Origin of the sequence: Nostoc parmelioides FACHB-3921 (assembly GCF_014696625.1) — a bacterium.
Taxonomy (GTDB): Bacteria; Cyanobacteriota; Cyanobacteriia; order Cyanobacteriales; family Nostocaceae; genus Trichormus; species Trichormus parmelioides.
The window spans coordinates 50,940-65,332 of record NZ_JACJQL010000039.1; the positions used below are offsets into that span (position 1 = coordinate 50,940).

12 protein-coding genes are annotated in these 14,393 nt (G+C 41.5%); 5 read left to right on the top strand and 7 right to left on the bottom strand.

The window, feature by feature from the left end; genetic code table 11:
* The first annotated feature begins 47 nt into the window (after nt 1-47).
* Nucleotides 48-1,433: an ABC transporter substrate-binding protein gene (locus tag H6G14_RS21965; protein ID WP_190569608.1), complete on the top strand. Its 1,386-nt coding sequence runs from the start codon at nt 48-50 to the stop codon at nt 1,431-1,433.
* A gap of 137 nt (nt 1,434-1,570) precedes the next feature.
* Nucleotides 1,571-2,437, top strand: coding sequence for a polysaccharide deacetylase family protein (locus H6G14_RS21970; RefSeq protein ID WP_242053506.1), 867 nt, complete (start codon nt 1,571-1,573; stop codon nt 2,435-2,437).
* Nucleotides 2,438-2,546: 109 nt separating this feature from the next.
* Here the strand turns inward: H6G14_RS21970 and H6G14_RS21975 are convergent, their stop codons facing one another.
* On the bottom strand, nt 2,547-3,416 hold the full coding sequence (locus H6G14_RS21975) for a TetR/AcrR family transcriptional regulator (protein ID WP_190569612.1): 870 nt from the start codon (nt 3,414-3,416) through the stop codon (nt 2,547-2,549).
* A 184-nt stretch (nt 3,417-3,600) separates the two neighbouring features.
* Here H6G14_RS21975 and H6G14_RS21980 point away from each other — a divergent pair, with 184 nt between their 5' ends.
* The 3 genes from H6G14_RS21980 to H6G14_RS21990 are packed head-to-tail and all read left to right on the top strand — an operon-like array spanning nt 3,601 to nt 6,872.
* A complete protein-coding gene (locus H6G14_RS21980) occupies nt 3,601-4,911 on the top strand; it encodes an ABC exporter membrane fusion protein (protein ID WP_190569614.1) in 1,311 nt (436 codons plus the stop codon).
* A 57-nt stretch (nt 4,912-4,968) separates the two neighbouring features.
* Nucleotides 4,969-6,147: an ABC transporter permease DevC gene (devC, locus tag H6G14_RS21985; protein ID WP_190569616.1), complete on the top strand. Its 1,179-nt coding sequence runs from the start codon at nt 4,969-4,971 to the stop codon at nt 6,145-6,147.
* An 8-nt stretch (nt 6,148-6,155) separates the two neighbouring features.
* Nucleotides 6,156-6,872 (top strand): DevA family ABC transporter ATP-binding protein, encoded by a 717-nt coding sequence (locus tag H6G14_RS21990; protein ID WP_190569617.1) that lies wholly within the window; start codon nt 6,156-6,158, stop codon nt 6,870-6,872.
* 17 nt (nt 6,873-6,889) lie between these two features.
* Here the strand turns inward: H6G14_RS21990 and H6G14_RS21995 are convergent, their stop codons facing one another.
* From H6G14_RS21995 to H6G14_RS22020, 6 genes are all read right to left on the bottom strand, one after another.
* Nucleotides 6,890-7,636, bottom strand: coding sequence for a creatininase family protein (locus H6G14_RS21995; protein ID WP_190569619.1), 747 nt, complete (start codon nt 7,634-7,636; stop codon nt 6,890-6,892).
* Nucleotides 7,637-7,660: 24 nt separating this feature from the next.
* Nucleotides 7,661-9,154: a carotenoid oxygenase family protein gene (locus H6G14_RS22000; protein WP_190569621.1), complete on the bottom strand. Its 1,494-nt coding sequence runs from the start codon at nt 9,152-9,154 to the stop codon at nt 7,661-7,663.
* A gap of 132 nt (nt 9,155-9,286) precedes the next feature.
* Nucleotides 9,287-10,705: a folate/biopterin family MFS transporter gene (locus H6G14_RS22005; RefSeq protein ID WP_190569623.1), complete on the bottom strand. Its 1,419-nt coding sequence runs from the start codon at nt 10,703-10,705 to the stop codon at nt 9,287-9,289.
* A 138-nt stretch (nt 10,706-10,843) separates the two neighbouring features.
* Nucleotides 10,844-12,004: a beta-ketoacyl-ACP synthase gene (locus H6G14_RS22010; RefSeq protein ID WP_422394095.1), complete on the bottom strand. Its 1,161-nt coding sequence runs from the start codon at nt 12,002-12,004 to the stop codon at nt 10,844-10,846.
* A gap of 94 nt (nt 12,005-12,098) precedes the next feature.
* A complete protein-coding gene (locus H6G14_RS22015) occupies nt 12,099-12,887 on the bottom strand; it encodes a peptidylprolyl isomerase (protein ID WP_190569627.1) in 789 nt (262 codons plus the stop codon).
* Between the two features lie 319 nt (nt 12,888-13,206).
* On the bottom strand, nt 13,207-13,803 hold the full coding sequence (locus H6G14_RS22020; RefSeq protein ID WP_190569629.1) for a photosystem I assembly protein Ycf4: 597 nt from the start codon (nt 13,801-13,803) through the stop codon (nt 13,207-13,209).
* Nucleotides 13,804-14,393 lie beyond the last annotated feature (590 nt).

Here is a 14,393-nt window from a genome sequence, read left to right on the forward strand (position 1 = left end):
ATGGTTAATGGTCAATAGTCATTAGTCAATAGTCCCTCACTCTGTCCATGAAAGTTAAAAAATTGATTAATCTGTTTTATCAAAACTGTGCGCGGTTTTTTTTCGCCTCTGATGATTCTAGGGTAAAAAGAAAAAATTGGCGATTTTACCGATATCGTTGGCTATCGCTGTTTCTAGTAGGAATATTAGTTACTAGTGGATGTCAGGTAATCCAAAATGGCATGAAAGCAGATAAAGTCATTCATTTAACTTTATGGCATGGGGTGAATCCGCCACCTAATCGGGATGTCTTTCAAAAGCTGGTAGATAAGTTTAACCAAAGCCATACAGATATTCAGGTAGATGCGATTTACGCTGGACAACAAGACCAACAAATGCCGAAGATTTTGGCAGCTGTCGTAGGTAATGCGTCCCCGGATATTTTGTGGTACAACCCAGCAACTACAGGGCAACTAGTAGAACTAAATGCCTTGGTTCCTTTGGACGAAATGTTGTCAAGTTCACTAATTAAAGATGAAATTGACCCCAGCTTATACCCGGCTGTGGAATACCAGGGTAAAACTTGGGCAGTACCTTTTGCTACAAATAATGTTGGCGTTTTTTATCGTCCCAGTTTGTTTAAGGCGGCGGGAATTACACAATTACCTAAGACTTGGGAAGAGTTTCGGGAAGTTGCCAAAAAATTAACCCGTGATACCGATGGTGATGGAAGAATTGATCAACATGGGATGGTACTACCTTTAGGCAAAGGTGAGTTTACAGTCTTTACTTGGCTACCATTTATGTGGAGTGGTGGCGGCGAGTTGGTAAGCAAAGATTCACAGAATGCGGCTGGTGTCACTTTAGAAAATAATGCTGGGGCGATCGCCGCTTTGCAACTGTGGCGTGATTTAATAACAGATGGTTCGGCTGTGTTATCAGCCCCAGAAAGAGGTTACGAAACCAACGATTTGCTAACTGGTAAAGTGGCGATGCAATTAACTGGGCCTTGGACTTTAGGGGAGTTTCAAGCCAGTGGGGTTGATTTTGATGTATTCCCTATTCCAGTGGGGGAAAGACCTGCTACTGTAATTGGTGGCGAAAATCTTTATATTTTTAAATCTCAACCGGAAAGAGAAAAGGCAGCTTTTAAATTTCTTGAATATGCTGCTGGTGAAGAATTTCAAACAGAGTTGGCACTGGGAACAGGTTATTTACCAATCAATTTAAAATCCCGCGAAAGTTTAAAATACCAGGCATTTGTGAAAAAAGTACCCCAAGCAAAGGTATTTTTAGAACAGGCTAAGTACGCGCGATCGCGTCCTACTTTCCCCGGTTATAATCGGATTTCTGATAGTGTAGGTCGGGCAGTGGAAACTGTATTGATGGGTAAGAGTTCCCCAGCAGATGCCCTAAAAGCTAGTCAGCAGCGCTTAGATTTGATTTTCAAATAATTAATATCAATTGTTTCCCTAGTCATTGTGGTATAAAAAGTAATTGCTATCTTGGCTCTAGGTTAACAAAACTTGAGTAAAAAATCTCATGCTTTTTTACCTGAATGCCGACATACCAGGGCAATACTACTACCGCAATGACTACTCAAAATTTTCCTTTTAGTTTAGCCTTAGTTTCTATAATTTCTTTAGTTGCACTCAATTTTAGACCTATTGAGCCTATAGTGCCTATTTTGGGATTTCACGGCATTTTAGATACGAAAAGTAATAAGACTTTATCACCTTTACCCCCAGAGGAAATGCACTACTCAAAACAGGAATTAGAAAAACTTTTAGAGTCTCTGATTATTAATAACTACTGGTTTTTAAGCACAGAAGATTTATATAATTTTAAACTAACCAAATCCCAAAAAATTCCGGCAGAGTATCGGGGCAAAAAGCCGATAATGTTGACATTTGATGATGGCTATAAATCAGTACATACTAAGCTACTGCCTATTTTATCTAAGCTAGAAATAAAATATGGCAGAAAAGTTAAAATAGTCTTATTTATTAATCCTAGTCGTTTAGCTCAAAAGGCTATTAGTAGTAAAACCCATTTAAGTTGTCAGGAAATTAGGGAAGGTTTACAAAAAGGATTTTATGATATTCAATCTCATGGATTAAATCACAAGGATTTAACAAAATTATCCCGGCGAGAACTGGTGCATGAACTTTTAAAATCTAGAAGTATTTTGAGAAGATGTACACAAGATTTAGATCCAGAACAAAAGGTAGCATCTCATTTTGCTTATCCTTATGGAGCTTATAATAAGCAGGTAGAGTTATATGTTTCTAGATATTATTTATCTGGGTATTTATATAACGATGAAACTTTAAATTATACTTGTAAACATAATGCTTATGAAATCCCCCGATTAATTGTTAATTACACTAAATCACCTAAACAAATTATCAAAATGGTTGAAAACTTAGCCCCAATTAGCAATGAGGCGTGTCAGTAAGGGATTAAGAAGTTACATAAGCCATGTATATACATTAATCATCACTAGTTTCTACCTCTTTCCATGTATATACATAATTTAAGGCTGAAGACTAGCCAACCGTAGGTGATTACGAATGAGTCCGATTACTTGAAAAACCTTCGCGGGCAAAGATTTCAATCATTTCGCTGCGAGTCAAGTTATTTTTCTCTGCTAATTCTGCTAACTGTTCCCAGGCTGTATCAGTCAATCTTATAGACCTTAACTGTTTAGGTTCAGAACTGTAGTCCATCTGGAATTTACCCGAAGTTGTACGCCTTCGCCTGGGTGATTTTTGCCTTGTACCAGAATACTGATTAGTAGAAGTAGTTTGAGAAAGATTAATAGTGATTAAGTTAATCAGGTTGTCAATGAGGCGATCGCGCTCCATTGGTAAGATATCCTGGCTATGGAGCATATATTGAATAATTATAAAATGCACTACTGTACCCATAAAAATACGTGCTGCCACCTCTGGATCAGGTAATTTTAGTTCTGAATGCTCTGTAAAATATTGACTCAGGCGCTGTAGAGCTTGTTTATCTATGTTGTAGACAAAGGTTTTTGCTAACAACGGAAACCGCCCAGATTCGCCGATAATTAGCCTGATTAAACTCAAAAACTCTGGTTCTTGCTCTATTTGATCTAAAATATTCGTTGCTAAACGACGTAAAACAATACGGGGTTCTCCTTGCAGAAATTCCCCATTGTGGACTAAAAAACATTTTTCCTGCGCTAGTTTTTCAATCAAAGCAGCAAATAATCCTTCTTTGTCTTGAAAGTAGCTGTAGACAGTGGTTTTCGAGACTCCTGCTGCGGCTGTCACTCTATCCATTGTCGTGGCTGCATAGCCGTTGGTCAAAAACTCTTGCATCGCCCCAGCTAAAATCGCATCAACTTTCTCAGATGAGAAAAGACGATCGCTATCATTACTTTCTATATGTGCCTTTTTCATACTCATATTTTTATATCTTCGCTGAATAAACTAGCTTAGACCGATAAGTGAACTTAATTGCGGGGATTTCTCCTGAAAGATTCATTTTTCTATCCATACACCCTTGACAATATTGTAATGTACGGTTTAGTTTAATTATAGTTTACTAAACTAAATAGTTTATTTAGCGTCCTAAATAAAAGAGGGGCTTATGGTACGCGAAGTAGCCGATCAAGGTTCCGTATTCTTCAAGCGTAATTCTCGGCAATTGCTCATTTTGGCGACAGCCGCAGGTTTGGCGATCGCTGGTGTAAAGGGTTATAGTTCACTCCAAACTCAAGCACAGCCATCTCCTGCAACCCCAACTCCCCAAATCAGCGCACCGCAGATAAAAACGGTAACAGCATTAGGCAGACTAGAACCAAAGGGTGAAGTCATTAAACTTTCCGCACCTTCATCATCTGGACAAGGAAGTCGAGTAGAGAAACTGTTAGTTAAAGAAGGGGATAGGGTAAAAGCTGGACAAGTAATTGCTATTTTAGATAATCGCGATCGCCTAGAGGCAGCTTACCAAGAAGCCCAAGAAGCGGTGAAAGTCGCCCAGGTTAACTTAGAGAAAGTCCGGGAAGGGGCAAAAGTTGGGGAGATAGAAGCCCAGAAAGCTGAAATAGCCCGTGTCCAGGCACAGACAACAGGTGATGAGAGAGAACAACAAGAAACCGTAGCCAGATTAGAAGCCCAATGGCAAGGTGAGAAATCAGCCCAACAAGCCACAGTTAAGAGATTAGAAGCAGAACTGAAAAACGCTCAAAGTGAGTGGGAACGCTATCAAAAGCTTTATGCTGACGGTGCAATTTCCCAGTCTTCCTATGATACTAAGCGATTAAGTGTAGATACTATTACTCAACAGTTGAGCGAAGCGCAAGCCAACCTGCAAAGAATTGATAGTACTGGACGTAAGCAAATCAGCGAAGCGAAAACAGCCCTATCTCGAATCAACACTACAGGTAGCAAACAAGTCAGCGCCGCCGCCGCTACTTTAAATCAGATTGCGGAAGTGCGTCCTATTGATATACAAGCAGCCAAGGTAGAAGTAAATCGCACTTTAGCAGCCGCAAAACAGGCCAAGGCTAACTTAGATCAAGTTTATGTGCGATCGCCCCAAGATGGCGTGATATTTGACATCTACACCCGCGCCGGCGAAGTTGTATCCACTGATGGCATCGTTGAGATGGGGCAAACCAGCCAGATGTATGCAGTCGTCGAAGTTTACCAAAGCGATGTCAACAAAGTCCGCACCGGACAAAAGGTAGAGATATCAAGTAAATCCCTCTCAGGAAAATTGCAAGGTACAGTAGACCAAATTGGCTGGAAAGTCCAACGTCAGAACATTATTAACAGCGACCCTAGTGAAAATATTGATTCACGCGTCGTAGAAGTTCACGTGCGACTAAATGAAACCTCAAGCCAGAAGGCAGCCAAATTTACTAACTTGCAAATCAAAGCAGTAATTGAATTGTAAGGCGGTTGACTGTTGACTGTTGACCGTTGACCGTTGACCAATGACCAATGACTAATTATGACTGGATTTATTCAAGAACTACAGCGACGCACACCTTTAGGATGGCTGCAACTGAGTCATCATAAAAGCCGCCTCTTAGTTGCTTTATCTGGTATCGCTTTTGCCGATGTCCTCATGTTCATGCAGTTGGGCTTTCAAAATGCCTTGTATGACAGTAACACCCGCCTCAATCGGGCAGTGCTTGCAGACATCGTTTTAATCAGTCCTCAAAGCCGGAATATGCAGAATTTATCCACGTTCTCACGGCGGCGACTATTGCAAGCTGCGGATGTTCCTGGTGTAAAGTCCGCAGAAGCCATGTATATCGGTTTAGTCACCTGGAAAAATCCCCAAACTCGCCGTAAAACTTCAGTGCAAGCAATTGGGTTTAATCCTGAACAACCTGCGCTGAATATTCCAGAAGTCAATAACCAGCTAGATAAAATTAAGTTACCAGATAATTTTGTCTTTGACCGCGCGGCTAGGGGTGAATATGACAAAGTTTTTAGTCAAATTGATGCAGGGGAAAGTGTCACTACAGAAGTAGATAAACGGACTATTTCGATTAGTGGAACATTTAAACTAGGTGCTTCCTTTGGTGCTGATGGTACTTTAATTTCTAGTGATGAAAACTTTTTACGTCTGTTTCCTCGCAGACTAGCAGGAAGTATCAATTTAGGCTTAGTTAATATTCAACCCGGTTATGATCCAAAACAAGTAGTCGAAGCACTGAAGTCTTATCTCCCAACAGATGATGTCAAAGTATTGACTCGTGCTGAATACGTCAAAATGGAGGAAGATTACTGGAAGACAGAAAGCCCCATCGGCTTCATTTTCAGTTTAGGCGTATCAATGGGATTTATGGTCGGTGTGATTATTGTTTATCAAGTACTTTCCACTGATGTAAATGCCCACCTAAAAGAATATGCCACATTCAAAGCAATGGGATATGGCAATTCTTATTTATTAGGAGTAATTTTTGAAGAAGCTTTAATTCTAGCAGTCTTGGGTTTTATTCCAGGGTTTATAGTTCCCTTAGGGCTTTATCAATTAGCAGCAAATGCCACAAATTTACCAATATTCATGACAGCAGTTAGAGCCTTCACTGTCTTATTATTAACCCTAATCATGTGTACTCTTTCTGGAGCTATAGCCACACGTAGATTACAATCTGCTGACCCAGCCGATATGTTTTGAGACAACTTATGCAAAGCATTAATACTTCCGAACCTGTCATTTCCATTCAAAACCTCGACCATTACTTTGGTAGTGGACAACTCCGTAAACAGGTTTTATTTAATATCAATCTCGAAATTAATGCAGGCGAAATTGTGATTATGACAGGGCCTTCCGGTTCTGGAAAAACTACCCTACTAACTTTAGTTGGTGGTTTACGTTCAGCCCAGTCTGGTAATTTGCGGATATTAGGAAGAGAACTTACTGGTGCTAGTAGTAAACAATTAACTCAAGCAAGACGCAACAATGGTTATATATTCCAAGCACATAACCTGCATGGTAGCCTAACAGCACTGCAAAATGTGCGTATGGGTTTGGAATTACAACCAGGAATTTCCACCCAGGAAATGCTCACTCGCTCAACAGAAATGTTAGAAGAAGTCGGTTTAGGAAATCGGCTGAATTATTACCCAGATAACTTATCGGGAGGACAAAAACAAAGAGTAGCGATCGCCCGTGCGTTAGTCAGTCAGCCTAAAATAGTCTTAGCCGATGAACCAACAGCAGCCCTAGATAAACAATCCGGGCGCGATGTCGTGGAACTAATGCAAAAATTAGCCAAAGAGCATCACTGTACAATTCTCTTAGTTACCCACGACAACCGCATTTTAGACATAGCCGATCGCATAGTTTACATGGAAGATGGTCATCTTGTTAGGGATGCGGTGAGTGTCAATAGTCAATAGTTAATAGTCAATGGCCATCATTCACCACTCAAAAATTCTAAATATCCATTACTCAGTTCTTTAACAGCCAAATCATAAAACTGCTTACCATGTTCTGGTGTTGCTAAAGCGGGATTGGAACCCATGCGTCCATCTGGATAATGTTGGCGAAAATCCCTAGCACCGTAAATTCGATGTCCTCTGGCTACCTCTGGTGAAAGCGGTGCTTGCTTAATTGCATCTGGGTAAACATATTGAGTCACAGCTACTTCGCTGGGTGTAGCATGGGAACCTTCTTGCTCACCATACAATTCTTTGGCAAGTTGGTATACAGAACTACACATAAACCAGTTACCGACTTGACATTGTACCTTATGGGCAGAGTGAATCTGCAAGTCTTCCAGATATACGTATGTTTCTGAGAATGCAGCTTTGAGAGTGGCGATATTACCGCCGTGTCCGTTAATAAAGTAGAACTTAGTGAAACCAGCTTTGACAAGACTAGTTACATAATCTCGCACCAGCAAAATTAAAGTACTGGGACGCAAACTAATCGTACCGGGAAATGCAGCATGGTGTAGAGCCATCCCCACATTGATTGTAGGCGCAACGATCGCCCCAGTTGCTTCACCCACACCAAGAGCGATCGCTTCTGCACAAATTGCATCTGTACCAATTAATCCCGTCGGCCCATGCTGTTCAGTCGAACCAATCGGGAGAATAATCCCTGTTGATTTTTGCAGATAGGTTTCAACTTCCTGCCATGTGCTTAAACTTAGTAACATTTTTATTCGCTTTGCAGTACTAGTTTATACAAATATCTGGGGAGTAAAGTTGCCGTGAAGACCATAAGGTACATGATGCTGGAGGTGTAACCGAGCGATCGCCCCTTTAGTAAAGTCACTAGCATCTAAAATTACCACATCTGAACGGTGATGAGCCGCATCATAAACTAAAGCCAGTACCCAACCATCATCCTCTTTTTCTGAGCCTGGACGGGGAACAAAAATCGGCTCACCCGTAAAACCACGAGGTGCTGCACTCCATATTTGTTTTTCTCCAGACTCTAAATCTATTTTCAGTAATGCTTGCAATGGTGCATTACCACTTTCCGTATGAGCCGCACTCATATACAAATATCGATAAGAGCGTCCTACATTACGAGGATGAATGGTGGGAAACTCACAACAACGAGATTCAATTAATTTTTTTTGTACTGTCCCATCCTTGAGGTTAAGGTAAAAGCGCCATAGTTGACCAGGTGCGATCGCCTCAAAATCCACTTGGCGAAAATCACTTTCTGGCTCTACTTCTGGTAAAGAGTCATAGCAAATGGAGTCTACAAGAATTTCATTTCCCACACCAAAAGCATTAACGTGATGGAAAATGAAACCTGAGCGCACTTCTAAAGTTTTGATTTCTTTTTGTCCTGACTGAGGAAAGCGAGGAATAACAATAATTCTTGTTGGCTGATTTGGTTGTACTTGAATACATTCTCCAGCGCCACGTAATCCTAAAACGAAAGGTATGGGGTTAAAACTAACAGGATTTTGAAAGAAGATGCAGTAATTAGGTGTAATGACAAAATCGTGAATAAAACAAAACCCAGGTACATTGTGGGCGTGCTTTCTGACAACTTCGCCTGCTAGATTTAACTCAAAAATCGTAATTTTCGTAGATAATCCGGGTTTAACCGAAAAATTGACTAAGCAAGGTGCGCCGTTATCCTGCTCACAATTGGGGTCAAATCGGGGATGAGCGCCAAAAGCTTCACCTGCTGATAAAACATTATTAAAATATTCTTTGCCCAAAGTCTCTAAGGTTTTGGGGTCGAGGCGATGAGGTTCCGCCGCCTCCCACAATGCTAAAAGTTTATTACCCCAATAGATAACATTAGTGTTAGCAATATTCTTGAGTTTGAAATCAAATATATTGGCTAACCAACCACCTGGTTTTTGAGTACCAAAAACTCCCCGATGCAGAATTTTACCAGCATTTTTTTCTGACAAATACCCTGCTGTTTTGACGAAACTATTACGGTAATGAGCGCGACTATTAACAAAGCTAATACGGCTAATCATCCCATCACCATCAAAAGGATGATGAATGCTTTGTCCTTGAATATCCAGTAATCCCGGCCCGTTTCTAAACAATGTACCTTGCAGTTCGGGAGGAATTTCCCCTTCTACATCATCAATCCAATAATCAAACTCTTGCGTTAGAGATTTGTATCCTCCCTGCCAGTCTTTACGAGTATATGATTTTTCTAAAGTTTTTAGTTGTTGGTCTTCGTAACTTTGCATATTAAAAAAAAAGTAAGCATCAAGAAAGGATTATTTTTCGTGACTTCATGTCTCTGTGTTGAGAAAATCACCTTCAAATCACAGAGGCATTGAGACACAAGTAAAAATTAGGCTATCGTTGGTTGAAAAATTTTATTCAACTACTTTTGGTTCTGCTTCTCGCAACCTTAATTCAGGAACTAAATTAGACACTTGACTATTAGCTGAAGCTGGTGCTAATGCCTGGGTTTCTATTTCTGCATCATCGGCTGGTAGCCAGTTGAGAAATGGCAATGGTAATAGTGTACTCAAGTTAGTAATTAATACCAAAAGCCAAAGTAAATCAAAGTTAGTTTCCGTAATTCCTAACCAGTGCATGATGATGGCTCCCACTTCGTAAGAAACCATTCCAGCTAAATTAAAGACTGACATCAATAAGGCAAATAATGTGGCTTCTATACCAGGAGGACAAAGTCTGGCAGAAAGTACCAAAACTGGCATATAAGCAATTTGTCCCATCACAGTGAGAATGAGGCTATCACCCAAACTAAACCAACGGTCATCTATACCCAAAGCTCTATTTGTGTGGGTCACCAGTAAAAGCATGGTCATACCCAAAACTGCGGAAATGACCGTACTCCAACCAAAAATCAGCCGGAAGGAGACACTTTTTAAGAAACGTTGAAAAATCCAAACACCAATCAAAGACGCAAGACTGGTAACTAGACGCACTCGCCCTAAAAACTCTGGTTCAAAGTGGAGTTCATTGGTACTGAAGAAGAAAAAGGCTGAGTCAGCCGTTGGGGTGGCTTGCCAAATAAACACAAATGCAGTTGGTAGCCAAATGCTTTTTTGGGTGAATGCTTGGCGTAGTTGTTGTAGTTGTTGCTTGACACTGAGGAGGTTAGTATTATCGCTCCCATATTTACTAACAGGAGACTCAGCAATCAACCAAGCGACCCCTGAGACAATGAGAGGAAATGAGGCTGTAATCAGAAATACGGTACGGGTAGTGAAATGCTCAAGTAGCAACCCGCTAAAGTAGGCAGTAATCAAACCGCCAAAGGCAGAAGCTCCCCAACATAATGCTTGTAGTGAGCCAACATGAGACACTGATTCTTCTCTGGCGCGTTCCACAACAAGGGAGTCAGCTATCACATCACTCACAGCGACAGATAGAGAACCAAGAGCGATCGCCACGGTAGCTGCCCAGCTAGTATGAACTATTGTGGCCAAACTGATCCAAGAAATTGCTCCCAATATTCCTGATAACACTAGGTATGGTCGGCGACGGTAGCCGAATATCGGTAAGCCGTCTGAAATAAAGCCAAATAGTGGCTTAACCATCCAAGGTAAGGCAACAATTCCCATTAATGCCGATACCTGAACAGGACTTAACAACAATTCATCTTTGAGGAAAAAGCTGACGGCTAGACGCGCCAGGCCTAAAATCCCTTGGACAAAATAGACGCTAAGGATGGCAATTAATTCGGCACTAGGTTCATTACCGAAGAAAATTTGTTTTCTTACTGAGTCTTTGACCTTGGACAAGCCAGACGAGTCAATCAGCATTTGATGAATATTCTTTAAGTTTTATCGACTTTTCTATCATATCCGTTTCTGAAATGAAGGGATTGGGGATTAGGGACTGGGGACTGGGGAAAAAGCAAAATTTTTGTGGGAAATTTCTTTTTGTCTCACCTCTAGAACCTAACCCCAACGAGCATTTCTTCTTAAAGCTATAGCTGCATTCTGTCCACCAAAGCCAAAACTCAAACACAACACCTGGTGAATTTGGCTGTGTTGTGCTGTTTTTACTATATTCAAATCAAATTCTGGTTCTTGTAATCCCACACAGGGAGGTAATATTTTTTGCTCTAAAGCTAGAAGTGAAAACGCCACTCCTAACGCGCCTGATGCTCCTAAAGTGTGACCTGTACTGCCTTTGGTAGAACTAACTGCTACTTTTGGGGGAAATAAATGTTTGATTACTTGACTTTCTACTCGGTCGTTGAGCTGAGTAGCTGTACCATGAGCATGAATGTAATCAATATCAGCCGATGTTAGCTGACTCCGAGCTAAACATTGCTTAATAGCTGCGATCGCACCCTTGCCCTCTGGCTCTAATTGATTGCTATGATAGGCATCATTTGTCAAGCCAAAACCCAAAATTTGACCATAAATCTTGGCTTGGCGTTTTTCTGCCAATTGTCTGGATTCCAAGACAAATACAGCAGCCCCTTCACCTAAAACTAAACCTTCACGCTGTAAATCAAAAGGATAAGCTCCGGTTTTGGCTAAAGCTCCCATTTGTTGAAACCCTGACAAAGTTAAGGGTGTAATTGCTGCTTCTGTGGCTCCAGCAATGACGCGTTGATATTGCCCTGTTTGGATGAGAATTGCGGCTTGAGCGATCGCCCAAATGCCCGTAGCACAAGCCGCCATCGGTGCTAAAATTGCCCCTGTAGCCCCAATTTGCCTGGCGGTAGCCGTCGCGTTCATGTGGGGTAAAGTATCTAACCAGTTCTCTAATTTTTCTGCGTTATCCGCAGAATTATCACCAGCATATATTTGCTGTGCTAGTTTTTCCCAGGATGCTTGATAACCGCGACTAGAACCAATAACTACAGCACAATCAGTTAAAGGTAGTACTAACCCCGTATCTTTGATTGCCGCATCTACCACCACCTGAGTCAAGCTGTGCAGACTAGCCGGCTTTTCACCAATTAAGCCCAGAGGTAGAGGTGGTAACGCTGGAAATGGTTGATGCCATTTTATTCCAGACTTACCTGCAATTAAACCTTGCCAACTCTCCTCTAGGCTCATACCCAAGGCTGAAACTAGCCCAATACCAGTAATAACAACTTCCATCATGTGAGATTTTGGATTAGAGATGAGGAAATCAAGGAAAGGACAATGATTACTCTATTCCCAATCACTAGTACCAAATCCCTAATCCCCAAACCTATTGAGGAACTTTCAGATTCTCAGCACCTTGAGTAACTTTAGCCGAATCGATGCGATCGCCTTGCTGAATTTTGTTCACTACATCAAAGCCTTGAGTAACTTGACCAAATACAGCATAGTTACCGTCCAGGAATCCCAAATCGGCTAGAGCAAAATAAAACTGCGAAGATGCCGAATCTGGTTGTTGCGATCGCGCCATTGCGACCGCCCCTTGTTTATGTTGTAACTCAGGTGCTACCGTCACTCTAGCAGACTCGAAAGTTTTGCTATAAAGTGGTTCTGCCTCTCCTTTGGGTTTAATTTCTAAAGGAATGCGGCGTTCAGTGCCTGTTTTTGGATCAATGTAACCACCAGTTCCCCAGAGTTGTTGGGAACTTTTTGGGTCTTTACTTTGAGGATCGCCGCCTTGCACTACAAAGGGTTGAGGCTGACGGACAACTCGGTGGAAAACTGTGTTGTCGTAAACACCTTTTTGAACTAAATCAATGAAATTGCCAGCTGTGATGGGGGCATTTGTACCGTCTACCTCGACAGTAATTGGCGACCCTTTAACTGTAATTACCACAGTAGCTTTGCCTTCAAGGCGTGGTAAAGAATTTGTCATTCCCGAATTACTCTCACTAGTTGTTTCAGAGACAGATGTTGCTTCAGCAGTAGTGGTGGTTGTCTCAACTGCTGTAGATCCTGGAGAAGAGTTAAGGCTAACCTCCTGTGCAGAACAACCTCCCAACATCAGGGAGCCGATTATTAAAAATGCAACCAAGAATTGTGAAAATTTTAACCGCATTGTTTAGTTACTGACTCAACCACAGTATATTAGCCTCTTAAAACGATTCAAAATGCCCTACAGGAAAGCTACGCCCACAAAATTCAAAATAAATAATTTACTAGAGGAATGGACAGGGGGACAGGATATGGAAGGAAAGGGGGGACATATTTTTCTAAGTTTTTCCTCCTTCCCTGCTTCTTCATCTACCAAACTGAGTGTTTGCGGTAGCATCTCGGTATTTATCCGCAGAAGCAAGCATTCAACCGAGCTTACACCAAAGTCCACATGGAGCGTCTCGTAGGTAAAGATAAGCTAAAGCTACATCGTCTTATTACCCTTAAAGACCTTCCAAAGGTACTCCTAAAAAGCGGGCTAACTGAGCGCCTTGAGTTTCTAATTCCGCCAAAGATAAAGGTTGACCGACTCTAGTCAACGGTATATCTCGGCGACCTTTAACACGTAGATATAATGCGCGGCGCGGGTTCAAGCCTTCCTTGATATCTACACGTACAGACTGTATGTCTTGTATACGGCTGCTAATTTCAATCTTACGGTTTTTACCAGGAAATCCCCAACGAAATATTTTAATGTTCCCGGTTTCTCGATTGAAATCGTTGTAGCCGCCGCCTAAGTCCCAGAGGATAACCAGCCACAAATACGACGCTAAAAGCAAGCCAGCAGTGCCATACAGACCCATTACCAACCCTTGAGGTACAAATATCAGTTGAGTTGGGTCGGTAACTATGAGTAAATTAACTTTTAAGTAACTGGATATCCCTGCCAAAAAAAAGCCCGATGCTCCCAAGGTAACAATACTTGCCCACCAGTAGTTACTGAACCGACGAGAACCGAGAACTTTTTGATGGAGGACGCTGGAAGCTGAACTGTCACCGTTGGGTGAATCGCCTTTGTTAATTGTTGTTGATGCCGTCATGGAAATATCTTGGCCTGTGAGTTCTTCCCTTTTAAGAGTCTGCCACCTGAACAGGATGTCTTGCAAGCTCAAGATTAGTTAGTTAACCGTTGACAGTTAACGGTTAACATAAGTCCAATGTCAAGATTTCTGAGAAAAGTTGTGTCAGATTGTAAAATTTCTGATATTCATAGTATTTAATAGGTTCGTGTTTCATGGTTGATTCACATTGGATGGATTAAGCAAAAGCCGAACTAATATGGTAAGTTAAGAATCATTAAGCTACCACAAGCTAGGTGACTAGCTAATGGTGCGTGTAAAGACATAACTGTGAGAAAAACCAATTTAACTAATTGGGAGGCTCTCAGGAACTCAGAGGTTTTAAGACAACTGAGAATGTCAAAAAAAACGTTATTTCCTCACGGTAGTTGCCAAAAGCTGGAAAAACCAGCCAAAGAACTGCTTAAAGACGTTGCAATTCTTAGTAAAAGAGGATTTTAGTTAAATGACCATCGCAGTAGGACGGGCCCCCAGTAGAGGGTGGTTTGACGTACTAGACGACTGGTTAAAGCGCGATCGCTTCGTATTCGTAGGCTGGTCAGGGATATTAT